Source organism: Vibrio sp. D54, from assembly GCF_021728075.1.
Classification (GTDB): Bacteria; Pseudomonadota; Gammaproteobacteria; order Enterobacterales; family Vibrionaceae; genus Vibrio; species Vibrio alginolyticus.
The window spans coordinates 25,902-52,389 of the sequence record NZ_JAKKCS010000006.1; the positions used below are offsets into that span (position 1 = coordinate 25,902).

The 26,488-nt window shown below is 40.0% G+C and carries 28 protein-coding genes; 19 read left to right on the plus strand and 9 right to left on the minus strand.

Annotated features, from left to right (window positions below):
* Positions 1–448 precede the first annotated feature (448 nt).
* Positions 449–1,018 (plus strand): tyrosine-type recombinase/integrase, encoded by a 570-nt coding sequence (locus L3V37_RS10205; protein WP_153646002.1) that lies wholly within the window; start codon positions 449–451, stop codon positions 1,016–1,018.
* A 396-nt stretch (positions 1,019–1,414) separates the two neighbouring features.
* On the opposite strand, the gene L3V37_RS10210 is transcribed toward L3V37_RS10205, so the two are convergent.
* Complete coding sequence (locus L3V37_RS10210) at positions 1,415–1,726, minus strand: hypothetical protein (RefSeq protein WP_140054622.1); 312 nt, start codon at positions 1,724–1,726, stop codon at positions 1,415–1,417.
* Between the two features lie 736 nt (positions 1,727–2,462).
* Between L3V37_RS10210 and L3V37_RS10215 the strand changes: the two genes are divergently transcribed.
* From L3V37_RS10215 to L3V37_RS10275, 13 genes are all read left to right on the plus strand, one after another.
* A complete protein-coding gene (locus L3V37_RS10215; RefSeq protein ID WP_237306255.1) occupies positions 2,463–3,023 on the plus strand; it encodes a BRO family protein in 561 nt (186 codons plus the stop codon).
* A 273-nt stretch (positions 3,024–3,296) separates the two neighbouring features.
* Positions 3,297–3,524: a hypothetical protein gene (locus tag L3V37_RS10220; protein ID WP_064376823.1), complete on the plus strand. Its 228-nt coding sequence runs from the start codon at positions 3,297–3,299 to the stop codon at positions 3,522–3,524.
* On the plus strand, positions 3,524–3,736 hold the full coding sequence (locus L3V37_RS10225; protein ID WP_064376822.1) for a hypothetical protein: 213 nt from the start codon (positions 3,524–3,526) through the stop codon (positions 3,734–3,736). Before L3V37_RS10220 ends, L3V37_RS10225 begins: the two co-directional genes overlap by 1 nt.
* A gap of 73 nt (positions 3,737–3,809) precedes the next feature.
* Positions 3,810–3,983, plus strand: a complete 174-nt coding sequence (locus L3V37_RS10230) for a hypothetical protein (RefSeq protein WP_161939210.1) — start codon at positions 3,810–3,812, stop codon at positions 3,981–3,983.
* Positions 3,949–5,715, plus strand: coding sequence for a hypothetical protein (locus L3V37_RS10235; RefSeq protein WP_237306256.1), 1,767 nt, complete (start codon positions 3,949–3,951; stop codon positions 5,713–5,715). The genes L3V37_RS10230 and L3V37_RS10235 overlap by 35 nt, the downstream gene beginning before the upstream one ends.
* Before the next feature lie 134 nt (positions 5,716–5,849).
* The gene (locus tag L3V37_RS10240; protein ID WP_046876100.1) at positions 5,850–6,239 is read left to right on the plus strand and encodes a hypothetical protein; all 390 of its coding nucleotides are present in this window, start codon (positions 5,850–5,852) and stop codon (positions 6,237–6,239) included.
* 242 nt (positions 6,240–6,481) lie between these two features.
* Positions 6,482–7,075 (plus strand): hypothetical protein, encoded by a 594-nt coding sequence (locus tag L3V37_RS10245; RefSeq protein ID WP_237306257.1) that lies wholly within the window; start codon positions 6,482–6,484, stop codon positions 7,073–7,075.
* Positions 7,076–7,607: 532 nt separating this feature from the next.
* Positions 7,608–8,117, plus strand: coding sequence for a hypothetical protein (locus L3V37_RS10250; RefSeq protein WP_140278544.1), 510 nt, complete (start codon positions 7,608–7,610; stop codon positions 8,115–8,117).
* Positions 8,118–8,135: 18 nt separating this feature from the next.
* Entirely contained in the window at positions 8,136–8,444 is a 309-nt protein-coding gene (locus L3V37_RS10255) for a hypothetical protein (RefSeq protein ID WP_213868438.1), read from the plus strand.
* Between the two features lie 80 nt (positions 8,445–8,524).
* Positions 8,525–8,866: a hypothetical protein gene (locus L3V37_RS10260; RefSeq protein ID WP_237306258.1), complete on the plus strand. Its 342-nt coding sequence runs from the start codon at positions 8,525–8,527 to the stop codon at positions 8,864–8,866.
* A 19-nt stretch (positions 8,867–8,885) separates the two neighbouring features.
* A complete protein-coding gene (locus tag L3V37_RS10265) occupies positions 8,886–9,722 on the plus strand; it encodes a hypothetical protein (protein WP_237306259.1) in 837 nt (278 codons plus the stop codon).
* 219 nt (positions 9,723–9,941) lie between these two features.
* Complete coding sequence (locus L3V37_RS10270) at positions 9,942–10,562, plus strand: phage baseplate protein (RefSeq protein ID WP_237306260.1); 621 nt, start codon at positions 9,942–9,944, stop codon at positions 10,560–10,562.
* Positions 10,563–10,567: 5 nt separating this feature from the next.
* Positions 10,568–12,301: a hypothetical protein gene (locus tag L3V37_RS10275; RefSeq protein WP_237306261.1), complete on the plus strand. Its 1,734-nt coding sequence runs from the start codon at positions 10,568–10,570 to the stop codon at positions 12,299–12,301.
* 262 nt (positions 12,302–12,563) lie between these two features.
* On the opposite strand, the gene L3V37_RS10280 is transcribed toward L3V37_RS10275, so the two are convergent.
* Both L3V37_RS10280 and L3V37_RS10285 read right to left on the minus strand, forming a co-directional pair.
* Positions 12,564–15,020 carry an ABC transporter permease gene (locus tag L3V37_RS10280; RefSeq protein WP_237306262.1) on the minus strand — a complete coding sequence of 819 codons (2,457 nt, stop codon included), beginning with the start codon at positions 15,018–15,020 and terminating at the stop codon, positions 12,564–12,566.
* On the minus strand, positions 15,020–15,712 hold the full coding sequence (locus L3V37_RS10285) for an ABC transporter ATP-binding protein (RefSeq protein ID WP_005376323.1): 693 nt from the start codon (positions 15,710–15,712) through the stop codon (positions 15,020–15,022). The genes L3V37_RS10280 and L3V37_RS10285 overlap by 1 nt, the downstream gene beginning before the upstream one ends.
* Between L3V37_RS10285 and tesA the strand changes: the two genes are divergently transcribed.
* The 4 genes from tesA to L3V37_RS10305 all read left to right on the plus strand — a co-directional run bounded on the left by tesA (position 15,711) and on the right by L3V37_RS10305 (position 21,413).
* A complete protein-coding gene (gene tesA, locus L3V37_RS10290; RefSeq protein ID WP_005376324.1) occupies positions 15,711–16,313 on the plus strand; it encodes a multifunctional acyl-CoA thioesterase I/protease I/lysophospholipase L1 in 603 nt (200 codons plus the stop codon). The genes L3V37_RS10285 and tesA overlap by 2 nt on opposite strands.
* A gap of 82 nt (positions 16,314–16,395) precedes the next feature.
* Complete coding sequence (fabV, locus tag L3V37_RS10295) at positions 16,396–17,595, plus strand: enoyl-ACP reductase FabV (RefSeq protein ID WP_213867709.1); 1,200 nt, start codon at positions 16,396–16,398, stop codon at positions 17,593–17,595.
* Positions 17,596–17,775: 180 nt separating this feature from the next.
* Positions 17,776–19,686 carry an EAL domain-containing protein gene (locus L3V37_RS10300; RefSeq protein WP_237306263.1) on the plus strand — a complete coding sequence of 637 codons (1,911 nt, stop codon included), beginning with the start codon at positions 17,776–17,778 and terminating at the stop codon, positions 19,684–19,686.
* A gap of 71 nt (positions 19,687–19,757) precedes the next feature.
* Positions 19,758–21,413 carry an ABC-ATPase domain-containing protein gene (locus L3V37_RS10305; protein ID WP_033907080.1) on the plus strand — a complete coding sequence of 552 codons (1,656 nt, stop codon included), beginning with the start codon at positions 19,758–19,760 and terminating at the stop codon, positions 21,411–21,413.
* Positions 21,414–21,492: 79 nt separating this feature from the next.
* On the opposite strand, the gene L3V37_RS10310 is transcribed toward L3V37_RS10305, so the two are convergent.
* A complete protein-coding gene (locus L3V37_RS10310; protein ID WP_237306264.1) occupies positions 21,493–22,113 on the minus strand; it encodes a DNA-J related domain-containing protein in 621 nt (206 codons plus the stop codon).
* Between the two features lie 128 nt (positions 22,114–22,241).
* Positions 22,242–23,081, minus strand: a complete 840-nt coding sequence (locus L3V37_RS10315) for an isopenicillin N synthase family oxygenase (RefSeq protein ID WP_005376329.1) — start codon at positions 23,079–23,081, stop codon at positions 22,242–22,244.
* A 242-nt stretch (positions 23,082–23,323) separates the two neighbouring features.
* On the opposite strand from L3V37_RS10315, the gene L3V37_RS10320 reads away from it, so the two are divergent.
* Positions 23,324–23,920 carry a DUF2238 domain-containing protein gene (locus L3V37_RS10320; RefSeq protein ID WP_005376330.1) on the plus strand — a complete coding sequence of 199 codons (597 nt, stop codon included), beginning with the start codon at positions 23,324–23,326 and terminating at the stop codon, positions 23,918–23,920.
* Here the strand turns inward: L3V37_RS10320 and cutA are convergent.
* The 4 genes from cutA to L3V37_RS10340 form a co-directional block, all read right to left on the minus strand.
* A complete protein-coding gene (cutA, locus tag L3V37_RS10325; protein ID WP_017634166.1) occupies positions 23,882–24,214 on the minus strand; it encodes a divalent-cation tolerance protein CutA in 333 nt (110 codons plus the stop codon). The two genes, L3V37_RS10320 and cutA, sit on opposite strands and share 39 nt — an antisense overlap.
* Before the next feature lie 14 nt (positions 24,215–24,228).
* Positions 24,229–24,480 carry a hypothetical protein gene (locus L3V37_RS10330; RefSeq protein WP_186585318.1) on the minus strand — a complete coding sequence of 84 codons (252 nt, stop codon included), beginning with the start codon at positions 24,478–24,480 and terminating at the stop codon, positions 24,229–24,231.
* Positions 24,464–26,173, minus strand: a complete 1,710-nt coding sequence (locus L3V37_RS10335) for an SgrR family transcriptional regulator (RefSeq protein WP_237306265.1) — start codon at positions 26,171–26,173, stop codon at positions 24,464–24,466. Before L3V37_RS10335 ends, L3V37_RS10330 begins: the two co-directional genes overlap by 17 nt.
* Positions 26,174–26,252: 79 nt before the next feature.
* On the minus strand, positions 26,253–26,486 hold the full coding sequence (locus L3V37_RS10340; protein WP_005376338.1) for a DUF3389 domain-containing protein: 234 nt from the start codon (positions 26,484–26,486) through the stop codon (positions 26,253–26,255).
* Positions 26,487–26,488: the final 2 nt, after the last annotated feature.

Below are 26,488 nucleotides of genomic sequence, written 5' to 3' on the forward strand. Positions count from 1 at the left end.
AAAATAAAATTTGACACATAAGCATTTAAAATATTGGCTCTGGTGTAGATATGGCAAAATATCTAAATGGATAGATAAGGTAACGCTGGTAAGGTTTGAAAGGTTAGAAATGAGCGAGAGACCATTTAAGCACACAAAATCCGTCACATTCTCTCAGAATGGCTAATTTTCAAATATCTATGCACTAAATGTGAATAGTAGAGATGCAATCACAAACTGCACCAATCACTACCCTTTTCTGTGGACATTTTAAGAATCATTTAAGTAACAAATGATAGTGGTGATACATGAGAGGCATTCTCATTTCTAATTGACAGAAACCGATTGTGTCAATTAGAGATCCCTTACCAGTGCTTGTCTTCTTTAAATTCATATCTACAAACCTCTTTTCTAATTGACACAAATGTACTATGTTTACTTATAAGTAACCTATGGGAGGATTATTAAGATGGAAACAGTACAAGCGATTAAAGATAAGAATGTAGTTAAGAAAGTGATCAGTTTTGCTGAGAAGAACTACAGTGAAGTTGTGATTGATGTGATCAAAGTGGGTTTCAACCTACCTTTACGTATCAGTGACATTCTAGGTCTAAAGGTAGATGATGTAGACGTACAGCGTAACACCGTTAAGTTTAAGGCATCTAAGACAGGTAAGAGTGATACCTTTCAAATGACTGATACCTTGCAGAAACTACTCAAAAAGCGTGTAGACGTTGCGAAAGGTAAAGGTCACACGTTCCTATTCACTAGTGATTCAAACCGTTCTGGAGGTGCTGACAAGCCTATTTCTAGACAACAAATAGCTAAGGTTCTTCAAGAAGTAAGTTTAATTGTAGGTGTGCACATTGGTACTCATTCATTTCGTAAAACATGGGGTTACAACTACTATAACTTAACTGGTGATATCGCTATGGTTCAGCGTATATTGCAACACCGTTCAAGCTCCGAGACATTGCGTTATATTGGTATTGAACAAGAAGATATTAATAACGCTTTGAAGCTAGTAGAAATCTACTGATTACTTAAATACCTCCTCCCAATCAAGCCGCCTATCATGGCGGTTTTTTATTGCCTTTTAAAACGCCTCAAAGCCTCTCACAACGTCCTAATCAATATTAATACATTCATACTAATTCACCGATAAAACGCTTGTCTGAGCCGCATAGAAGCATTTGCACACCAATTACCCCACACTCACACATCCACGACTTAATATCAGAGTATTTTCATTTATATTGCACATATGGTCTATATTCATCGATTGAATTATTATTCAGCATCGATTGTTGCATTTTTGGTAAGTTGATTACCATTTATGAAAAGTTTTAATCTGTGGGGGTAAGAATGGATAGAGAGGTTTGTTAAGCACTACCAATGGAAATTATTAAATCAGAGAGTAGTGCTCATAATCCCCTTATGAAAACTCTTTAAGCTTTTCTATCGCAATATCTTTATCAAGCAAAAATAATTTTGTATACCATTGACCAGTCCAAATACCAATCAGCTCAATAGTACAACCTTCAGGCAAGTTTTCTAAATCTCTTAACAATTCAGTTTTATTTGAAGATCTATATCCGAATTTATAAACTTTATTATTTTTATATATTGTTAATGAGTACCAAACTAAACGATCTTTACATTCCCAAAAGAAAGTTTCTTCTTCCCCAATTGCAAAGAATCCATTATCAAGATCAATACCTTCATAGTTTTCTAAATCAATGGCCATGCAGTAAACCTCATCAATATTTGAACGAGGAGTTAACCTATCACACCATATGCAATAACATTGTGACAAGGAAATCAACGTAGAAACTTACTTATTCAACTATCTTAATCTGTGCATCTTACGGCACCGTGAGGATCTTTCTTACAGATTGATCCATCACTACCCCATTGGAGTCCTTACAACGTGTTATTCCTATCGCATCGGTTTTACAGATGGTTTCGTGCTTGTTCCTGTAGCCGTAAGTAAGCACATAGCAGCTAGTAATAATCGTTTCATGGTGATGTCTCAGCGTTGAACAGAGTTAACGATATTGAGTATAGCAATTAGTAGGTAAAGTAAACGCTTCAAAAAAAAAACGTGGGGGCTTATTTCTCAAGAAGGTAGATATATCAATAGTTATAGATTAACAGTTAGACTCTATATAAGTGTGTTAGTAATTGGAAGTATTAGTATTGAATGAGAGAGAGAGAGATTAATAATAACATTAGAGTTAATAATCAATTAGCTGTAAGTAATAGTACGAAATCATAACCTCACAAAAAAAAAACGGGGGACTTCTGAGACTCAAAAGCTAGGTATATCAATACATATGAGACTATGACTAGACTCTATATAAGTGTCTTAGTTAAGTTAAGTTAAGTAATAATATACATATAAGTCTTAACTATAGATTCATTCGTATCGTCCCTAACAAACAATTGTGAAATTATTGAAATTAAATAAGGAGAAATAATAAATGAACAAAGAAATGCAGATTTTTGATTACGATGGTATGAACATTGAAACTATCATGTGGGAGAATCATAAAGGTAAAGTTGTTCCTTACTTTAAGGCCGAAACTGTGGCGACTATTTTGGGTTATGAAGATACAGTTAAAGCTTACAAGCACTGCAAACACAGCATCAAACAATCTAAACTAGACATAGAAAAAGCCAAAATGGCTTTAACTAACGAAAACAGCAACTTACCGACACCTTACCAGAGTTTGATGGCTCAAGGTTACTCTCACGGAGAGGTTGTTGTAAAGAAAGTTTGGATTAACGAGTTTGACATTTACCAACTAGTGATGCGCTCAAATAAACCAGATGCTGAGAAATTCCAAGATTGGGTATGTGAAGAAGTGTTACCTAAGATTCGTCAAGATGGGATGTATGTTGCTGGGGAAGAGAAAGTTGAATCTGGTGAGATGTCTATTGAAGAAATGACATTGAAAGTGCATGAGTATTTACAGAATAAGGTGAACCGACTTACTCTTAACGATTACTTTGAAATCAATAGCTTACCCACCCTCGCTTGACAAACTATTTTTAGATGGTAGATTGGTAAGTATAGATGGAGACAAAAGTCAACTTGAATAACTTAAAAAGCGACATTAGTCACAAATAGTTGTTGACAATCATTCTCATTTAGTGTTATTATATAAGAATAGTAATTCAGTTTACTACTCTAACATCCAGATCGTCCCCGATCACCTTACCACCTCACAATCTAATTTATACACTACGTGCTGAACTTGTTCAGAACCACACGTTGGTGGTTTTCTCGTATCTGCAATATAAGGATTTTTAATATGACATACAAACTACCAGATGAAATTAAGTTAAACACGCTCCCACTCATCACACAATTGCAACTACGACGCTTAATGAATGGAGAGACAACACCAGCTAATGTGAGTCAACGAAAGGCTGTTCGAAATAAAGAAGGTAAATTCAGTGAGGCTATTCATTATGGGTTGGCTGTGTATATGTTTAGGTTGATTGAAGAATTTAATAATAATATTGGAGAGGGGGAATAATGCAATGTACTAAAACCGATATTCAACGGATTGTTGAGTCTTACTCAGCCCACAAAAACAAAGACATGTTCCTAGAGCAATTGATGCTCACAGGTGGCAACCCTAAGCAGATTAATAAGTTTCTGCCTGATACCTATAAACAACAGTTCACCAAGCATTTCAACCACTGCCAACACATGGCTTATGTATTGAGTGACGGATTTTGTTTATAAAATTTCTGGGGGCTTTTTCAGTCACAACCCAGATAGAACCTACATTCCAACGACAAAACAAAGGAAACATCAAATGTATATAAAGCACGACTTTAATGCAGACCAGTTTGCTTTCTTACTCCAGTTAGCGGAGCAGAACAATACGAGCATTAAGCGATTTGTCGAGAACCATTACAAAACTATCTTATCCGATCTCATGGAGCACAATAATAATGATACACAGCCAATTTCAGGAGATTGTCACTAAGTACGATCCTGATTTACCAATACCCTACTTTAAGTTTAAAGACCAAAGCTTTATTCGAGCCAACAGCTATCAAGCGAACTTGCAACCGTACACCAACAAAGCAACACAACCCGTTTATAACCAACTGATTCAATCTCTCTCCCCTGAATTTTCTACAGTTCGAAGAGATAAGAATAAAAACCCTCTACCTCTTTATGATCTGCAAGCTCAGATGATTACTTACATTGGTGCGTTAGCTATTAAGAATGGATACACAGCAATCAAGTTCCCGTTCAATAAAAACTATTACAACACACTGAACAGTATTCAAAACCGAATGGATACTAACGTGATCAGTTACGAACATACGATTGAGTTTGTAAATCGACTAGTGACCAATGGATACATGGTAAAGATTAAAGGGGCAAAGTATCAGAAAGACCATGATAGAAGCCATTCAAGTGTACTGGTATTCACTGAGAAGTTTTTAAAACTGTTCGATGGTGTTTATCTCAAAGCGGTGAAACCTCAACACAACTGGTTTGAACTACGTCTACGCAAACAAAATAAGATAGATGTTAAGACCGTTGTCGCCGTAAATGATGAGATCAGCTTTACCAATTCTAAGATTTATAAACGTGCTATCACCAATCTAAACAAGTTGTGTATGGAACAACCGATCACAATGAATGGGTTTGCTTGGCAACCTCAATTTCAAGCCGTTGGTTTGATTGATATTGAAGAAGATATCAACTCTTGGGATCGAGATATGGGAATGCGTATTTATGGTGGGTCATTCCAGTGTGAACCAAGCGGTAAGCTTAACAAGCACAAAGAGCTAAACTTAGGTCGTCAGACATTACGTATCAAATACAATGACACGGTAGAGGCGGATTATTCAGGAATCCATATTTCGGCGGCCTATATAAAATCTGGTGAATACTACAACCCAGAACTAGACATGTACGCCCTTCAGTTTACTGATTTTATCAATGATGGTTATGACGCTGACCAACTTCGTCAGCTTACCAAAATGTCAGTAAACATGATGTTCAACGCTAAAAATGATGGTGATGCAAGAGCAGCTATCCAAGCAAACTACAACAAGCTGAAAAAAAACGAATATAACAGTATTCATAATCTTAACATTCTTGGTCTGATGGATGAGATCAAGCGTATGCACTCTCCTATTGCACACTTATTTTGTAGTGATCTTGGTGTCAAGTTACAAACCATTGATTCAGAAATTGCTATCCGTGTGATCGACCACTTCACAAAGAAAGGTGTGATTTGCTTACCTTACCATGATTCATTTTGTGTTGAGGCTCAATACAGAGAAGAACTGATCGAAGTAATGGAAAAAGCTTGGAAGAAAGTTTTAACCAAAACAGACTTGTGCAAAATCAAAGTGTCCTTACACGATCAAGGGATTACGTATCAAGCGAAGGTTTTTGAAACTGTAGACCGATATGTGTTCAAACCTACGGAGCAATTACAACCGGAATTCGAAACTATACCGGATATAGCCTACCGTGATGATTTGAGTCGAGCACATGAGGAAGAACTCGAAGAGCGTGAAGATTATGATCTATGGATGGAAACAACTACAGAGCAAGAACGCCGATTATTTGTAAACGGTGCGGTTCAAAATCTGTTTGATTGGACAGAGTTAGCGGATAAATGGCAACGGTCAAAACGTGATTTAACTCCATTAATGCTAACAAACAGAGATAATCTACCTATCCCCTTTTAGCGCAACGCTAACACCAAAACTTACCTAGCTACCATAGACTACACTGAAATAAATCTGATACATGCTTTGAGCACAACGTAGGCACTCTAGTGAGCTTTGAAAATGTACCAAAAACAACACAAGAGGAAAATTTTATGAACACTGAATTTCACATTTTAAAACCAGAACAAGATCTTAATACATTATTCATCACACAATCTGAAGCTGTAGCGGAAAAAGTATTTAAAACTTCAACCGTACCTTTACAAATCGCTAGCTTACCAATCACTAATGAAGACACACTAGAACTTGTTGAGTATTTTGATGGTGAATGGATTGACCTTCACGATTACAAATACCCTTGTGAAAAGAATGGTAATACATACACATATGACATTTTATCAAATGAAGAGTTTCTAGGACTTCTTGTTATGCACCCAAATATTATTAACAAAATGTTCACCATTGATTACTACCAAGATTGTGAAGAAATCACTGAAGAACTAGAGCAAGAATTGTATAAGTTTTTCCTTGAAGAACTGTAAGAAGGCTAAAACTCTCCTTAATACTCTCTCTGCACCACCTTAACACCCTCAGAACCTATCTAAATAAAACCTAATTACATTGCCCCTCTATACGTGCTAATCGCTTGTAGACACGTTCACACACGTTATATGGGGCAGATATAACAATAAGGAAGAATAACGTGAAGAAATACCGAATTAAAGCGATCAGAAAGAGCCGTAAACGTTTCAACTATTCATTATTAACTAAATAAGAGGTGAATATGGAAAATCTTCAAGATAAATACACTCGCGCTCTCAACAATTTTGAACCAGAACAGAGATCGAAGTTTTTAGAACTTGTTGAATCCGCATTGCATGAGTTTAAGCAAAACCTTGATTGTGCAGCTAGTGAGCTTGGTGTAGACATCATACAAAAACCAATCTTGTTACCATTTGGTAGTTCTCTTGCAAAGTCCAAGATGCGCCTCATTTTTTATATAAAATCAGAACAATTTATGCAGCCACTAAAGATTGATGTCGCTTTAACATCTTACTTATACAAACAAGAAGAACAACGGAACTTCTACCTTAAAAACGTGATTAGTAGGTATATTGATAGAGAGTTGAAGATAGGAAAAAAACCGAAGCACAAACCTCTTCATGTAAGATTCAACGAGATGCTAACAATGTTTAGAAAAGGAGCTGCAATAAAACCAAACCACTTAGAAACATTGAGTAAAGTTAATAAAATTGTACGTAACCATAGTTTAAAGGTGTTTGGTAAGAGTAACACCGAACCTACGATATGGGATTATTGTTACTCAACAAAGATAGGTCTTAATGAGGTTGTAAATATAATTAAAGATGCTGATTAAAATACATAACACCTATCACAATAAAATAGTAAAGTAAATATATTTATTACATTATATGTTGTATTTTAAATAAGGTAATGTTATAATGGTTGTATAAGTTAATGTTCTTGCCGAATCAATACTTATGTTACTTCAAACAATCACTAGTTAATGATCCTCCTATTATTTTGGTGATTGTTTTTACTCTCGAATTGTAATAAAACATATTACATAACACTCCCCCGATTAAACTAAAACCTCTTAGCTTATCATATTAAGCATTAATATCTATTATCAATAATGGAGACTAAACAATGCCTAGAAAACGTCTAATCTATGAAGATTCAGAAAGTTTATTAAAAGAATTGATTGAAGGAAATCGAACACTTAACAGTGCTTATCTTTTAAAATTCAGAAATCTATCACTATATAATGACATAGACCAACACAACCTTATTAGTGATGCAATTTCATTATATCTTGCATCTAAGAAGATAAAGAACCTCAAGTTCTAACCATCCTAACAATAAAAACAATAATGGAAAACAAAATTATGAAGTTAAAAGACCTCTGTGAGCAATACCCACAATACAATAAAGAACAAATTCTAAAACTACGCACTTTATATTACAACATCAAGGCTCGTTGTAACTCCTCTCATAAACATTTTAAAAGTTATAAAGATGTAGAGTTTGATTTTGAAGATATCCCCCAATTTATAGCTTGGATTATCAGTGAATCAAAGAGAGGTAGAGATTATTTCAAAATCAATAAACCTCATGTTTCGAGGCTTTTTGATCAGGGCAATTATTCTCCTAAAAACTGTGTACTAAAACCAGCCTCCGCTAATGCTCGTGAGTCAGGTGCTAAAAGCTACAAGGTTTACGATAGCCTAACGGGTAAAACGTCATACTTTCAAAGTTTGCGTTGGTTTTATAACAAGAATAAACATGTGTTGAACATTAGCTTAAGCAAACTGTATAGGCTAGTAAATAACCAAGAAATCATCGAAGTTACAAATGGCTCCATTAACGGTTTTATCAAGATTTACGCAATTGATTAATAATAGGAAAACAAGATTATGAACATTCAACAAGTATTAAAGCAACTTAACTCCCTGCAAGAATTAAACAAATTTTCAAACGATGAAAATATTTATGAGATCCTTGAAGAGTATGAGATTAAGAAAGCCCATAAACAAATGAATGATGATGTTAAGACATTAGAGAAATCACTTGAATCAAAGTTCAAAGGCGTAGAATACCTAGAACCTGAACACAATCAATCTCAAGGCGTTCAAGATTATTCACCTACTGTTGAAGAAGATAGCGACACTCAAGCCCTTCTAAAATCACTTGAAGATAAATATAACGGTCAAGAATATCTATAAATAAATAGTATTTATAACAGTAACTCCCCTCCTCTCCTCCTATTAAATTCAAATAAAAACAATTACAGGAAAACAAAATTATGAAGATAGATTTACCTCAAGATCTATTTATTGATGTTTGTAAGCGCATCAAGAAAGAACAATCAATCCCTCTTTATGAACATATAGAAGGCTGGCAAATAGCTGCCAAAATTGAACAGCTATTAGAAGTTTATGCAGATGATGAGTTGTTTACTCTAGATGACTTGCCAGAATACACACGTAACCGAGTAGAGAATATTGCTAAAAATAGCAGTAAGTCAAAATCAAAACGTCGAGCATTAAGAGCACGATTAAAATCTGATGCGGATTTAATCGAATCACTCAAAGCTAAGTTAATCGAACGTGACAATCTAATCGCTGAACTCAAACAACAACAATAATAAGATAGGAGTACATAACATGAATATGACTGAAACAAAAACACTAGAAGAATTTATTACCGAATACTACGACAATGTTCAGTTGAGCACTTTCTCAGAGCAAGATGTTCAGGACATTTTTGATACTTGTATGTGTCGTTATGATACAACGGTGAGTAAAGATTTTCGACTACCTCCAATAAGTGGCAATGAACTAGAGCAAATTCAATATAAACTTACTAGTTGTAATTTGTTGTACGATTTAGGTATTGGTTCGATCGAAGCTTTTACACTGTCACCTTATAAAAGAACTCAAGACATGCTAGTAGAATTTTCGAATAAACTTAAACTTGGGTACTCTCCAGTGCCTTCTTCTAAACTAAGTTTCGCCAAGTTTAACAAGAATAGTAAATATGTTGGTTTTATAGCGTACAAACCTGACCAATTAGTAGAACAAGAACTAGAACTACTTCGTGAGCAAATTAAAGACTTGTTAACTCGGAAATGTGAACTTGAAAATGATGAATTGTTAGCACCGGAAGAAGCTAAATCCTTTGCCCTCCAAAAGCTTGCTGAACAAGAAGAAGAGAAAGAGCAAGCATTACAACTTCGAGCAGCGAAAGCGGCTGCAGCAGCGAAAGAGAAACTTTTATCTAGTAGTAACGTAGAACTCACGGAATTACTAAAGCGTAATTGGGTGACGTTTGAAGAAGCTAAGAAAGTTAGTAAGTGTGACCAAAACACGAAAGTCGAATCACTACTGACTGATAACGGTTTTATTGCTGTCCGTAAATATTTATCAGATGGTAAACAAAGAAAGTTATGGGTTAAAGAATCTAAATCTGAAACTCTCGATTACAAGGATATCACTCTTTAAACACTACCAGTAACAGCCCCTTTTAACTAAGGGGTTTATAAAAAGCCTATGGAATTTATACAACAATTACCTCCCCTCCTTCTTATCCTCATCCCTATTCTAATTATCAATACCCTATTTGGTAAACCAAAAGAGAAAGATCCTAAAGATGATTATCGAACAGTATTGAAGAAGATAAAGAAGATTGTGGATGAAGAACTGAGAAAATAAGGAAGATTTATGATTACACCCACATATATTATGGATAACAACCTTGGAAGATTTTATGCCGATGCTTTTACCGAAATCCTACCTAGTTATCAAGCTAATGCTACCAAATACCCAGTAAGCGATAAGAGCGTTATCACTTCAAATGTAGTTAAGAGCAACCCTACATTATCACTTACCTGTTACGTTGGTAAGAATCCCCTCTCAAATATAAATGGTAATTTGTTAAGTATTGATGACAAAGAGCAACGCCCTTTGAATGCCCATGAAATTCTTCTCTATTGGTTTAACAAAAGCACTAAGTTAACAATCGTGAATGAGTTTTACAATTTAAATGACTACGTCATTGTTAAATATACGCCTCGACAAGTCAACACAACTGATTCTATGGAATATCGACTCCTATTAGAACATATCCGCAACGTGTCTTATGAAAAGGGATACCTTCTAACGTTTGCCGATGAACAAAAGTCACTTGATGGTCAACGTAAAACTAACAGCTCTAATAATGGCTTTAGTTCGAAGGTGAATAAACTACCTGATTTGTATAAAGATGGTTATGTAAATCTCATGGGATTAGAACAAAAATCGAATGAACAAAAGATTAAAGAATTTTTTAACAGAGGAGGTTAATAATTATGGCTCGACAACTCCATAAATTTACAAACACGGTTGCATGGAAATTAGATCGCCCCAGTTGGAACTCAGTATTAAAACAGTCCAAGCAGCTTGCAAGACAACTTGAGAAAGCTAACCCTGAAAATGTTCTTGGTGTTAGTGGTTCTCCTAGAGCTAGGCGACAACGACAACAAGATCAAGATGCTCATATCAAGCATTATCGTAAGCTCCAAAAAGAACAAGAGAAATTTGAAGCTACCCAGAAGAAAGTGTTGAAACGGTTTGCTCAATCCACAAGTGCAATTCGTGATATGAATGGGGCAGAAAAGAAGGTTCTATTAAATAAACTGAAACAGGCTAAAACTACAGAAGAGTTGCTTCATTTAGAGAAGAAGCTGAAGAATCAACTATCTGATACAAACCGTAAAGAGAAAGCCCGAACACGAGAACTATCTAAACAAGCAGCGTTAATCACTCGCCAAAACAATGAGCGTAGAATGGCGGCAGCAAGTTCTCTCAAAAATGCAGGTATGAGCGCTGCGTTAGTTGGTGGTAGTTTAGCTGCTTTAGGCATGCAACAATCGTTACAACGAGCTACCGAGCTTGACCAAGCCATTAAAAAGAGTGGTTTAGATGCCACCACGTTTCAAAATATTGTCGCTGCTTCAAGTAAATTTGGTTTGAGTGCTGACCAAGTCGGAGACCAATACAAGGATTTCGCAGACAAACTTGGTGACTACCAATTAACCCAAGGTGGTGAGTTTAAAGATATTGCCGAGTGGCTCAAACAAAATAGTAAAATTTCAGAGAAGATGCTAAAAGAGCTAGAACCTCTCGAAGCTATGAAATTGATTGCAAAAGAAGCTAAACGCCGTGGCACCGATATGAATCAGCTTACATTCTTAATGGAAAATTTCGGTAATGACGCAATTCTCCAATTTAAAGCAATGGCTAATATTGAGGAAATTCGAGCACAACGAGAGCGATTTAACCTCAACCTAACCCAGCAAGACTTAGATACATTAGTGAAAGCACGTCAAAACATTTCGTTAATCGGGGAAGGGTTTGGTCGCCTAATGGATGAATTTCTTGTTGGGTTTGGTGGAGGTAATATCAACTCCATTATGACTGACTTAAAAGAATTACAGCCTACTTTCCGACAAATGGGTGAATCTGTAAGGTCTTTCGTTAACACAGCTGTTAAACATGGTGATGAGATTATCACGATTGGTAAAACAATTGCTTCAATTTGGGTCGGTTCGAAAATCTTTACTGTATTAAGCGGTGGCTTGGGTGTTGTAAATACATTAACAAATGCATTCAAAGGTTTGTTCAAACTAATAGGTCGAGCCGCTGGTGCATTAGGATTTGGTGGTGCAACAAAAGCCGCAGGTTCTTTAGGTGGTAGTGTTGGAAGAGCAGCCGCAGGTATTGGTGCAAGAGCTAACCCTTATCTAGCTGGAGCGTATGCAGTTTATGAAGGTCGTCAAGGTGGTTTGTTAGATCCTGCTAATTTCTTTGGTGATAACAAATATACCAAATTCTTAAATACAAATATCTTCGATCTGCTTGGTCGTGCTGGTAAAGAGATTAGTTCAATTCAAACACAACATCAAAAAGTAGATGTTAACCTCAATATCGTATCCGATGTGAATCATAACGGGAACATTATCAACACAATTCGTTCTGAGATCGATAATGATAGAGAAAATCAAATCATAAGTTTCTATCAAAATCTAAGTCCTAACAATTGATAGACTTCTATAAAAGACCTAAAACATTATAAAAAACCCCACCGATAAGGTGGGGTTTTTATGTCTAGAACTACACGTAAACCAACTTTGAAGATTTGACAGACTCATTAAAATTGTCATACGCTGATGATATCAGTGGTATACAAATTCAAGCATTATCATGTAAGCCACTGATTTAATGGGCTGAGAGTCCCACTGTTTTTGTGGATAACTAAAATAAAAGTGTCATGGAGTGTTCCAAATTTGATAACACTCGCTGCGATTAAGTGTTTACTGGCGTTAACAATCTTTTCAACAAACTCATCACTACAAGTGCCAACGTAACAAATGTTGCAAGCGGTAAAGCTATCCACAATTCGGGGTGAATTTGTGCATTGAGATCGAACCCATATGTCATGACTGCGGCCACACAAACTTCCGCAGCGAATACCGCAACACCACTAGCAATCAACGCCATAATTCCGTACTCAGCCCACAGGGTTGTGTTGATCCGTTTCTTACTTGAACCTAATGTGCGATACAAACGAATCTCTTGTTGACGTTGGGACAAGCTTAACCTCAGTAGAGTAAAGATGAGCAGCAGACCAGCAACAACGCCTAAAAGAGCAAGGATGGTGATTGCTGATACGATTTGCTGAATCAGAGCCTGAATTTTCTCGCCCATAGTTCGGATATCTAAAACAGAGACCGTTGGGTGAGCACGTGACATTGACGTCAACAACGCTTCATTTCCTTCTTCAATCCTATAACTGATGAGGTAAGAACCAGGTAAATTAGCCATCACGTCAGATGAGAAAATAAAATAAAAGTTAGGCTTCATGTCACGCCATTCGACATAACGGATGGTATCCACTACTGCATCGTAATTCTCACTGTTTATTACAAAGCGCAGCGTATCACCGAGTTTTATGCCTAAGTCATTTGCTACATCCGCTTCTACAGATACACTCCCTTTGTTTGTCCATTCACCCGAAAGCACATCATTATATTCTGGTAGGGTATCTCCCCATGTCAGGTTTAGCTCTCGACGTATCGCGTCAGAACCTTCTCCTTCGTACTCAACCTCTTTAACATTTTGACCGTTGATCTCTGTTAGTCGTCCACGAATTATTGGATAAGCTTGTGACCGCGTAACTCCATTTTTATCTAGGGTTTCTAGGTAGTTATCGAGCTCATAATCACCAATGTTTAAAGCGAACACATTTGGTGCGTCTGCAGGTAAGGTCCTCTCCCAATCCGCGAGAATATCGCTGCGCACAAGCCAAATGATAGACAGCAACATCAAAGATAATGCCAAAGCACCAAACTGTAGACCGCTGGTTACTGGCGTCCGGTTGATACGACTCAACGCAAGCTTCATTGCAGGATGGGTTGAAACACGTGCAAACAGTTTTGTGAGTATGACGCTAACTGCTGCGAGTACCACAAACAGTACCGCTATACCAGTGAGCACGATCCAAACTAAGGTGTTGTCTGCATACAGTAAAAGCAATGGAACAACGGGAACTAGAACAAGTAACATTCGCTTCCAAGAACGTTGCGCTTTGCCCTGCTGTAGCACTTCTAACGCGGGAGTTTTAATCAAGCCTAACAATGGTATACCGAGAGCGGGAACAGTAATCAAGACTGCAGAGATAAATGCCACCAAAAATGGTGTGACGCCGTAACTAGGGAGTGGATCGGGTAATAAGTCTTTGAGTGGAATGCGTAATAAATACTCCAGCCCACTCCCTAGCAGTAGGCCGACGACACTGGCACTAATGAGAAGGATTGTGACTTGAATAAATAACCACTTTTCAATCCATCGGCGGCTCGCACCAAGACTTTTCAACATCGCAATAGTTTGTGTCCGGCTGTTCACGTAATTTTGACAAGTAAGAACCAATGTTGTCGCCGCCATAATGATGACAATCGCTACGGTCAAAGACAGATACTGCGTCGTACGTTCAAAAACCTCATTAGTACGACTGGCAGTATCTTGCGTGCGCCAGCGATCGCTCGGAGAAAGCTGCGTATCACCTTGTAAGCTCTTTAGTGTTTTATCATCGGCTTGTAAAAACAGACGGTATTGAACTCGGCTCCCAACTTGAATTGCTCCTGTTTTATCTACGTCACTTTGATGAATGTATGCAGAAGGCATTTGTTGAAATGGATTAAAGCTCAAGCCTGGTTCCATCAATACTGCGCCTGATACAGTAAACTCGGCATCGCCTATCGTGACACTGTCACCTGACTTTACGCTTAGTTGAGTCATAATCCGCTCATCAAGCCAGAGTTGGTTCTCTTTAACGCGACCGGCTGGATTATTTTCAAGAACGAGCTCTCCCATTAAAGGGTAATTATCATCCACCGCCCTTACAGAAATAAGCTGCATACCATTATCGCTAAATGCCATAGTGGCAAAGCGTGTCATCGTCGAACGTTCAAGGCTTTCAGTCGAGGCTAACAACGTGTCCGGAATGGGATTAGCAGACACAAACACCGCATCTGCCGTTAATGCGTCCTTCCCTTGCTTGACGATCACCTGCTCCATTCGTTCTGCTAATGCAGAAAGCGCAAAGATACTCGCAATCACGAGAATAAGAGCAACGCTAATAGGCCAAAGGTTCCCCTGCCTTATTTCGCCGAAACTCCAGCGTATCAAACTTTTATTCGACGAGTGCTGTGTTGTACTGTTTTGCTCTGTGGATGTTGCTTCACTTGATGATACTGCAGACATTATATCTCCTCCTTAAGCTCACCCGCCTCCATACGATAGATACGGTCACATCGGCTTGCTAGATGACCATCGTGTGTTACTAAAATCAGAGTTGTCCCGTGCTGTTCATTAAGATCGAATAGCAGCTCAATCACTTTGTCTGCGGTTTGATGGTCAAGATTGCCGGTAGGCTCGTCTGCGAACAACAGTTCAGGCTGTGTCATAAATGCACGCGCTAGCGCAACTCGCTGTTGTTCACCACCAGATAACTGGCTTGGTAGATGGTCGACACGTTTTTCCAATCCAACAGCAGCTAACAATTCCGCTGCTCTTGCTTCATCTTCGGCTTCACCACGTAAAAGACAAGGAAGCGTGACATTACGTAATGCACTCAAACTCGGGATTAACAGGAAACTTTGGAAAACGAAACCTAAAGAGTCAGCCCGAATTTTCGCACGTGCTTCATCGTCCAGTTTTGATAATTCATGACCTAATAAAGTAATTTCGCCTGATGTCGGCGTATCAAGACCAGCTAGCAACGTCATCAATGTTGACTTACCTGCACCGGAAGTTCCGACGATGGCGATTTTTTCTCCTTTTCGGATGTCAACATTTACGTCTTTGAGGATTGTTAATTGTTCTTGATTAGTAGAGACTTGTTTAGAAACCAAATTGGCTTGAACAATAGGTGCATTAAGTACAGGTGTTTGCATGATTCGTATACTTTCCTTAGTTCTATTTTTTTGTTTTTCCGCTACTGCACATGCGAGCGAAAAGCTACTTGTCTTGGGTGATAGCTTGAGTGCAGGCTATCAGATGCCGATCGAAGAGAGTTGGCCTAGCTTACTCCCTGATGCGTTGTCAGAACATGGTCAAGATGTAACAGTTATTAATGCCAGCATTTCTGGCGATACAACCGGCAATGGCTTAGCACGGTTACCTCAGTTGCTAACTCAGCATAGCCCTGACATGGTACTTATTGAGTTAGGTGCCAACGATGGACTGAGAGGTTTCCCTCCTAAACTTATTACGTCGAATCTTTCAAAAATGATTACCATGATAAAAGATTCTGGTGCGGACGTTGTCATGATGCAAATTCGGGTTCCACCTAATTATGGTAAGCGCTATAGCGATATGTTTTACGATATCTACCCTAAGCTTGCACAGCATCAACAAGTTGCCTTGATGCCATTCTTCTTAGAGCATGTTGTCACCAAACCAGAGTGGATGATGGATGATGGCCTTCACCCAAAACCAGATGCACAACCTTGGATCGCTGATTTCGTTGCTCAAGAATTAATTAAACATCTCTAATTTTAATGGTCTAGCTCAATAAGTTTTACGTAACTTTACGTTAATCTATTTTCAATTCCACTCATCGAGGATAGATAACAACATGCGAATAGAACCGTTAATTCAAGGTGTTGTTGCTCGCTCTGCGCACCCCAAAGGGTGTCATGCATCTATTAAAGAGCAAATTGAATACGTAAAACGCGCCCCACAGATCAAAAAAGGCCCAAAACGGGTTTTGATTATTGGAGCCTCCTCTGGTTTCGGCCTAGCGGCACGAATCGCCTTAACGTTCGGTGGCGCTAACGCCGATACCATTGGCGTCTCATTTGAGCGTGGCCCTTCAGAGAAAGGGGTTGGGAGTGCGGGTTGGTATAACAACGTCTTTTTTAAGCAAGAAGCAAATCAAGCCGGGCGTACCGCAATAAATATTGTTGGTGATGCATTCTCTGGTTCGGTGCGCAATCAAGTGATTGAAGCCATTGAAACGTACTTTGAGGGTGAAGTTGACTTAGTCATCTATAGCTTGGCAACCGGTGTTCGACCTAAACCTGAATCTGATGAGTTTTGGCGCAGTGTCATTAAACCTATTGGTGAACCTGTCACTGGCGCTTCTATCATGCTGGAGAACGATAAGTGGACAGAAACCACCTTAACGCCTGCAACAGAAGAGGAAGCCAATGCCACCATTAAAGTAATGGGCGGCGAAGACTGGGAAAGCTGGATTGACACACTCATTAATAACGACTCTATCGCAAACGGCTGCAAAACCATCGCCTTTTCTTACATGGGCCCTGACATTACGCACCCAATTTATCTCGATGGTACGTTAGGTCGAGCGAAAATCGATTTACACCAAACCAGTCATTCATTAAACCTCAAACTCGCCAACTTTGACGGCGGTGCTTACGCAACCGTGTGTAAGGCGTTGGTGACGAAAGCCAGTGTATTCATACCTGCTCTAAGTCCTTACCTGTTAGCGCTTTATCGAGTGATGAAGGAAAAAGGTACTCACGAACGCTGTATTGAACAAATGCAGCGACTGTTTACTACGAAGTTATACGATCAAGAGAAAGTGCCAGTTGACGGTGAACGCTTGATTCGAATAGATGACTTGGAACTTGAACCGCAAGTTCAACAAGAAGTCCACGCTCTTTTAGAACAAATGAATGCTGATAACTTTAAAGAGATTGGTGATTACCAAGGTTTTAAAGATGAGTTTATGAAGATCAATGGCTTTAACTTTGAATATGTCGACTATTCGCAAGACATTTCTATTGAATCGTTAATGTCGCTTAAGCCTTGATGCTTGTTATCTGTTTCAAGGATGAGATATGTGACAACTATTCCTAGTCCTGAACACTTTTCAGGACTTTTTTTTGTTTCGAGCCCTAGCCACCCTATACTTAATTAAAAAGCGAGAACAAAATAGAGCAGTCTGCATTTTTAATTCACAGGAAGTGAAACCACGTAAAGGATGACCTATATGGGGAGATTGCAAACATTAGACTACGAAATCCCTGAGTCTATGCGAAGAAGTTGGCAGGAAATCGTCAACTTACTGGCTCAAATAACGCACGTACCCACCACATTAATTATGCGTATCCATCCAGATCGCATAGAAGTAAATACATCCAGCGAAACTATAGGTAATCCTTATCGTACTGGCGATACTGAGTTGCTTGGCAACGGTTTGTATTGTGAGCATGTCATAAAACACAAAAGTGAACTTATTGTCCCAAACGCGCTTGAAGATGAAGAGTGGCAAAATAACCCTGATATCAAACTAGGTATGATCTCTTATTGCGGCTTACCGCTATTCTGGCCAAATGGAGAGACGTTTGGAACTATTTGCATGCTTGATTTTAAGGAGAATGAATACTGCGACACTTACCGGCAATTGCTTGGGACTTTTAAAGATTCAATCGAAGCGCAGCTTTCCATCGTGCATCAGCAACACAAACTTCAGCGTCTTAACAACGAACTCAAAAATAGAGTTGAGAATCGCACTACAGATTTGGCGCAGTTAAGTTATTCCCTAACGCAAGAGATTGATCGTCGCAGAGCCGCTGAAAAGCAGGTGAGCTACCAAAAAACACACGATCAAGGAACTGGATTCCTAAACCGAGCAGCACTCGAAAATATAGTCAGTGACACACTCAGAACGTTAGATCACAGTCAGCAATCATTAATCGTAATAAACATTGGTTTTAGCAATGCACGCAGTATCCAAACCCGTTATGGCTTTGAAGCTTTCGACGAAATATTGAAAGAGTTTCGGTATCGTCTTGGTAAGCGGGAGTCCAGACATTTTGTTACGGGGAGGCCTAGCTCCAATGATCTCGTATTGCTCGTTTGGGGCACAGACATCGATATAAAATTGCATCAGCTACTGAATGATATTACCGATATTGGTATGGGAAGTTTTTATGTAAAAGACACAGAGGTTCACCTAAACTCTTACATTGGTGTTGTACAAGCTCACCGAACCAGCAATGCTAAACAACTACTCCAGAACGCATGTTATGCCATGCTTTTGTGTAAAGAATCTGGCGAAGCGTATAGTTATTTCTGTGAAAGCCATTCAAATGAACTCAACAACCACAATCAACTGGAAAGCTACTTATTGCAAGCGGTAAGAAACGACGACCTAATGCTCTACTTTCAACCCAAAGTACACCCTCAAACCCACAAGTGGATTGGCGCAGAAGCGTTATTACGCTGGAGGCATCCAATACTTGGCGACGTATCCAACGAAGCATTAATACATATGGCTGAACAAAACGGGCTTATCTTTGAAGTTGGCTCTTTTGTTCTTCGAACCGCGATAGACAAAGCAAAACAATGGTCTGAGTTAATCGATAACTTCAAAATGGCCGTCAACGTTTCTCCCATTCAATTACAAAACGTAAATTTTGCAGAACAAGTGCAACACCTACTCGAGTCTTTTCATTTGCCAGCACACTTTCTCGAGCTCGAGGTGACCGAAAGCGCCTTAATTGCCGATGAGGTCGTAGCACGCACTACATTAAATAAACTGCACAAACTAGGCGTGACGTTGTCACTTGACGATTTTGGTACAGGATATGCCTCGTTCAGCTATTTAAAGAAATATCCATTTGATGCCATCAAAATTGATAAAAGCTTCGTCCAGCAAATGGAAAAGTCGGACGATGACCGCGCGATAATTTGCTCTATCATACACATTGCGAAAAAACTGGAACTCCAAGTCGTGATCGAAGGCATTGAATCTCCCCAACAAGAACAGTTTCTCATTGGTGAGGGCTGTGATATCGGACAAGGTTTTCTTTATGGTAAACCTATGCCTTGTAATGAATTTGAGCAAAGTTTGTTTAATCAGCGCCTTTCTGGCGGGAAATACGCCTACTCTTCCTAAGCATTCTCTTTACTATGAGGGCGGTGGTTTCTATAATCGCCGCCCGCTTCTATTAAAAGGCCAATATCTTCATGGATCAGTTGACTGCCACGCTTAAGAAAATTGAAAAGCAGAACTACCGAGCTTATCAGCAAATCAAAGGTCAATACGACTTCACTGATTTCACTTTGTTTATCGATCATGTACAGGGTGACCCTTATGCATCGGCGTCACGTTTTCGTGCGACTCGCGCATGGTCTTTGACTGGTCTTGAGTGGCTAAGAGACGAGTCTCCTGCATTTCAAAGAGGTGCACGTGATTTTATTGCGCGTAGTTTTGAACAGTTTGCTAAACAAGAAAACTCAGTATCAATTTCACTGACAGGCCAAACTGTACTGGATAGCACCGCGGTGTTGTTTACTGAAGAAGGTATTGAACTGCGTTTTCGAGTTAACTTACCAGCCGAAGGTCGTTCAGTATTGGGGAAAAAAGCCAACAACATACTGACTTTCCACCTGCCTAAGTTTATCCGTCGAGCAACTTTAGAGCGTGAACTCGACAAAGCCGCTTTAATTAAGCACTGCCAAGTTGTTGAAGACCAAGATGCCCTGCGAGAACAGTTGGAGGCCAATAACTTAGTCGCGTTTGTCGCAAACGGCAGTATTCTTCCTCGAATTGCAGGTAATTGCGACCTTCCTATGAAAGAAGCCGTTGAGTTTAAAGCCCCTGAATCTCTACAAGTCACTTTACATGCGCCAAACAAGGGTCATGTCACAGGATTAGGAATTCCAAAAGGTATCACACTGATCGTAGGTGGCGGCTTCCACGGTAAATCTACCTTATTAAATGCAATAGAGCGTTCAATTTACGATCATATTCCAGGAGATGGTCGCGAATACATTGTTGCCGATAACAAGGCTATGAAGATTCGTGCCGAAGATGGCCGATGCGTACACCACTTGAACCTGTCGAACTACATCAACCATTTACCGATGGGTAAAGATACGGCGGACTTTTCTACTCAAGACGCATCAGGCTCAACGTCGCAAGCCGCTTGGCTTCAAGAGTCTATTGAAGCGGGTGCAAGCACATTATTGATTGATGAAGATACTTCTGCTACCAACTTCATGATTAGAGATGAGCGTATGCAGGCATTGGTGGCAAAAGGTGATGAGCCAATTACTCCTCTCGTCGACCGCATTGGTCAATTACGAGATGATCTTGATATCTCTACCATTATCGTTATGGGTGGGTCGGGCGACTACTTAGACGTTGCCGATACCGTCATTCAAATGCACGACTACCAAGCCGTTGATGTAACTGAAAAAGCGAAAGAAGTTATCGCTCAGCACCCTACTCAACGCCATAACGAGTCAGAAGAACGTTTACAGACCTTCCCACCTCGAGCACTGAACCGCGTTGCGTTGATGAATATTCTGACTGACGGCAAGTTCCGTGTGAATGCGAAAGGCAAAGAGTCACTTCGATTTGGTAAAGAGTTTACTGATCTTAGCGCTTTGGAACAGATAGAGTCAGCCGATGAAGTCAACACAATTGGCTGGTTATGGTTCCAAATTGCTCAACTTCCAGGTTGGTGTAATCATCCAGCGAAGGAAATTGAAGAAATGCTGTCTGGTGAGTGGCATGCCGCTCTTCCTAAGCAAGGCGACTTAGCCAAACCACGCACACTAGACGTTATGGCTGCCCTCAACCGCATGCGAAAATCTCAGTTTAAGTCATCATGCTAGTTTTGATACGCTGACAGAGACAGTTCAATCAAAAGGCAGTTATAGTTAGCTGCCTTCCTTTATCTTTATTCTTAGCGAATCATTCGTTTCTCAGTACATTCCACGCTTCACAAAGAACTCTAAATCTTTCTGCATTGCCATTTTCTCGATCAGGATGCCAACGAAGCGCGAGTTTTCGCCATTGTTTTCTAATTTCCGCAGGCGTAGCGTCAGTGTTAAGTTCAAATAGTGACAGTGCCTTTGTCTTATCTACGCTGGCTACTGACGAACCACCGATGAACTTTTGATAAGTTGTCCAAAATTCATTCAACAGTCGACGCACTTCATCTTCGTCCGCTTCGTAATTGCGCCAATCTAAGTAATACTCACGCAAAGGATCATGAATATCGATCTTATGCCTCAAAGCTTCCATCGAAGACATGAGCTGAATATCCATGGCTTCGACTTGAAGCCAACTATCCGGATACAGAGTGTCTTGCAGTTGATATAATGCATTCATGATCAGGAAATTTCTTTTGAATAAATCCTTATCGGGAGAGTCGTCCAGCTTTGAAATATAACCTTGTTCACCCAACGAGCTTGCCAAGGTGTGCACTTTCCAATTAAAGGGCTGTTTTCTCAGAATTTCTAGCATTGGCCAAAGCAGCGGATTTTCTATTGCATGAGGCTCAATACTACTGACAGTACGTTGTCCTTCCATTCATCCTCTCTGACACGAGTTTAGGGCCCCATTCTCGGCACAAAAAACATAGTTTCCATTTTGTAGCATAAATGCAAAAAGGCCGATAGTCATTCACCATCGGCCTTTGTAAGGAGATCACGTAAAGGTTAAATAACCCCTAGCTCACGTAAACGTTCCATAAGGTAGCTATGTGCAGTGTAGCGCTCAGATAACACCACTTCCGGCTTTGGATGCAGGAACAACGGTAATGAGATACGTGACTTTTCTTGACGGCCACCCGTAGGGTTGATTACACGGTGAGTCGTTGAAGGGAAATAACCACCTGACGCTTCTTGAAGCATATCACCAATGTTGATGATTAAGTTTCCGAAGTCACATGGTACATCGATCCAATCACCCTCTTTACTCTTTACTTGCAGTCCAGGCTCATTGGCAGCAGGCAAAACCGTTAACAGGTTAATGTCTTCATGCGCAGCAGCACGAATAGCGCCTGGCTCTTCTTCGCCTGTCATCGGTGGGTAGTGAAGCACGCGTAGTAATGTTTTGTCACTGTTATTGATCATTTCTGACAACGCGATAGAGAACTTCTCTTGAACGTCCTTAGGTGCGTACGCTTCAACCCAACCTAATAGCTCTTGAGCAAATGCATTGGCACGCTCGTAGTACTCTAAGATTTCAGCTTTAAGCTGCTCTGGGATCTGCCCCCAAGGGTAAACATGAAAGTACTCTTTGATGTCTTTCACTTTGTGCCCTTTCGCCACTTCAGACACAGAAGGTGGGAAGTAGCCATCTTGGGTGTCTACGTTAAAGTGAAAATCATTCTTTTGATCTGAACAGAAAAACTCATGCCAGTTTTTGTAAATTGACTCTACAAGCTCTTGTGGAATCGGGTGGTTTTTCAACACACCGAACCCCGTTTCGCGTAGAGAGGTAACGAACTGTTGAGCAGCATCGTCAGCAAGATAATCGACAGTTTCCAGTTTCATGGCTTTACTTCTTTTTTATTAGACTGAATCATGGATTCTATGGATGGGCATGTTGTAAATCAAACTTTAATGAAAAGTGCACGCGCAAACGTTTTAATGTTGAGCAGTTTGCCAATAAATCAACATTTTCAGTGATCAAAAAACCCACTAAAATATCAATTGCACACCGTTCAATTAAGTGCAATCATTAACACAGTCTATGGAGTCCCACTGTAAGATAAATTGAAGGATCAAGTAACTCTATGAAAAGCACCTCAACACTCTTAGGATTAACGATTTTTTATGCCATCGTGTTTTTATTTTCTGCGTTGGAACCTAACTCACGCGCAGTTTGGTTTGCGGAGATTATCCCGGCGATTGGTATTCTTGTTGCTATTTGGGCGATTTCGATTCGCTATCAGTTCAGTAATACGGCTTACTTTTTAATGTTCATCTGGCTCTGTTTGCACACTATCGGTGCGAAATATACGTTCTCCGAAGTGCCGTTTGACTGGTTTAACGACATGATTGGTTCAGAGCGAAATAATTTTGACCGCGTTGCGCACTTTTCAATTGGCCTTTACGCATATCCGATCGCTGAATACTTGATAAACAAAAAACGGTTCAACAAAGCGTTCTCTTGCTGGTTTGCTTTGTTTGCTATCATGTCACTTGCTGCTGGCTATGAGATTATCGAATGGTGGTATGCGGAATTGGCTGGTGGCGATGAGGGAATTGCCTTTCTGGGCTCGCAAGGTGACATATGGGATGCCCAGAAAGATATGTTGTGCGATACCGTTGGTGCAGTGTTATCGTTATTCTTAATGTCGGCTCAACGTCGATTCTCTCAACCATTCTAAATAAGGGTTAAACCCATCAACAATTGGAACCTGTACGATTTGAGCGACTTCGTATTCGTGCAGGTTTTCTATTTTCTCTTCCACCAATTCATAAAGTTCTCGACGAGTTTTGATGACGAGCAACCATTCGTTGTCAGTACAAACCTCCCCTTTCCAAACGTAGTGGCTTTCAATAGGCATTGTTTGAATACACGCGGCTAATTGTGCATCTAGCAAACCTTTAATGATCTGATCTCGATTTTTTTCATTACTGGTTGTACTTAAAACCATGCAATAGTCATGTTTCATACTCATTTTCTAGCCCTTTATTATTTCATCGTCACTTTGCTGCCAATCATTTTGTAAGCAGGCGTTCCTCTCACTAGGGTATCTCTTGCAAATTCTTGCCCGCAACTGGGACAGATGCATGGGGTTTGTGTGAAATCGTCAACAATGCGTTCTTTGAAGCACTTGACCAGTGCGCCTTTTCCGCCTTTACGGTACTTGAATAGTTGAGTTTTACACTTTGAGCAATAGATATCGACGGTTTTCGTCGGCTGCTTCTTATTCGGTTTCGCCATGGTTACTTTCTATATCCGGTTTGACCCATACATTATTAAAATCAAACCAACCTAAGGCATTACACTTTGCATTTTGTAACGCACCGCTGTGGTCTTTATTCACGCCTAGCCAGCAGTGAAACATAGGAATCACCTGACAGCTTTTTACTAACTGTCGTCCTAGCTCACGCGCAGGAAAGTCTGTGTGCATGCCGGCACGCCATTGATCGACAAGTTTAGCCCATTCACTAAAATCGTAACCTGAACTGAACTTCTCAATATCACTGTAATCCAGGAGCCAGCCCGCCAACGCGTCATTTCGGTTCGTTGCAATGCCCATAGCTTTCACCCAGATATCCACTTCCTCAGGCGCGGGCGGTTGAGAATCATAACGAATAAACTCAACCTCTATACCGTGCGGTTTTAAGAGTGTCTTGATGGCCTTGGCAACTACTGGAAACATCGGATGCTTTTTCTGATACGCTACGGAAATTACCTTATTAACCTGTGGTACGCTGCCCGCTTCTGCTGGCCTAAGATCAATCCAACCGGGCTTAAGGCCAAACGCTTGCAATACTCCCAGTTCCATCACTTTATCTTGTGGAACATGCGCGTAAATCTGGTGACTGTTGAGGGTTTGCGAGAGGAACTCTGCCCAACGAGGATCTTTTGCAATCCCAGTGTTTTTGTTTAGTAATAGGAATGTACAGCCAGGGTCCAGCTCGACTTCATCGGATGAACCTTGTTTATCCATCTTCGGTTTTGACAGGCTTGGATAAACCATTGAGGAATAGGCTTCATCGATTACCCACACCTCCACTTGGTCAAGTAAAGGGCGAAAACCAAAGTAGCCATCAAAAGCAGTCAAAATAAGACGCTTATCATCATTCATTTTAACTTGGAACGGCCCTGTCCCTATCGGTTGTCTATCGAAGCTTTCAGAACGCAAAGCACTCGGTAGCAAAATTTTTGCTTGCGACTCACTCAGAGCCAGAGGCAGGTAGCGATCAGGACGGACGAGCTCAATATCAACGGTCCACTCTTGTGGTGAAGACACCCGCTTTATGTGAGAAAACAAGTTCAAGCCATTTAACGCAAGCACACTTTCAAGAACACAACTGGTTGTTAACGGTTCACCATTATGAAAGCGTACTCCACGACGAAGATAAAAACGCCAATGAGTATCAGAAATTGCTTCCCACGTGTGGGCTAAATCTGGTTGAAGTTGTTCATTTTCATCAAGGCGAGTGAGTCCGCTAAAAATTTGTCTGGCGATGTGCTGTTCAGAACGCCGCATCGGTTTCTGCGGGTTTAACATCGACAATGGTCGATAATAAGGCAAACGCACGACCTGCTCGCCCTGTCGATGCTGAAGCCCTAAATAACCTTGGATAACCTGCGTCAATCGTGCCGCATCGTTATCAAGCGCATCTAGAGCCTGACCGATTTTCCCTTCATCGAGATAACGCCTGGCGAGGTTTTCGCTGACATCGCTTCGATTACGTTTAAAAACGAGTTTCGAAAGTTTTCCTCGACCCGCTGCCGGATGCCACTCAATCCAGCCCTCTTCTTCAAGTTTATTTAGAACAATACGAGCATTACGACGTGTACAAAACAACGCTTCGGTGATGTCTTCGAGCTGAACGTCCGTATCGTGACCGGAAAATTTTTCAAACAGTGTTTCGAACTGAACACGTAAACGAGGGCTACTCATAAAGAGGAAATTCTTATCTTGTTGTCGATAAGCTAAGTTTCCTCATTTTTACCAAAAAGTGCAAACATCACACTATAGATTATTGAATATCGATACCAATTTCTCGCGAAAGTTCAGCCAGTTGTTCCTCGTTGTCCAGCTTGATAGACCATTTGCACTCTGCACCATGAGATAAAACAACGTTCGCTCCTCTACCCAGCAGCTGAATTGCATCGGTTTGTGCTTGCAAGGTTACCATTGCACTGCCGGAGAGCTTAATCACTATTTCACGCTGGGTTGCAATGATTTTTCCTAATGAAAACTCAATCACCATCT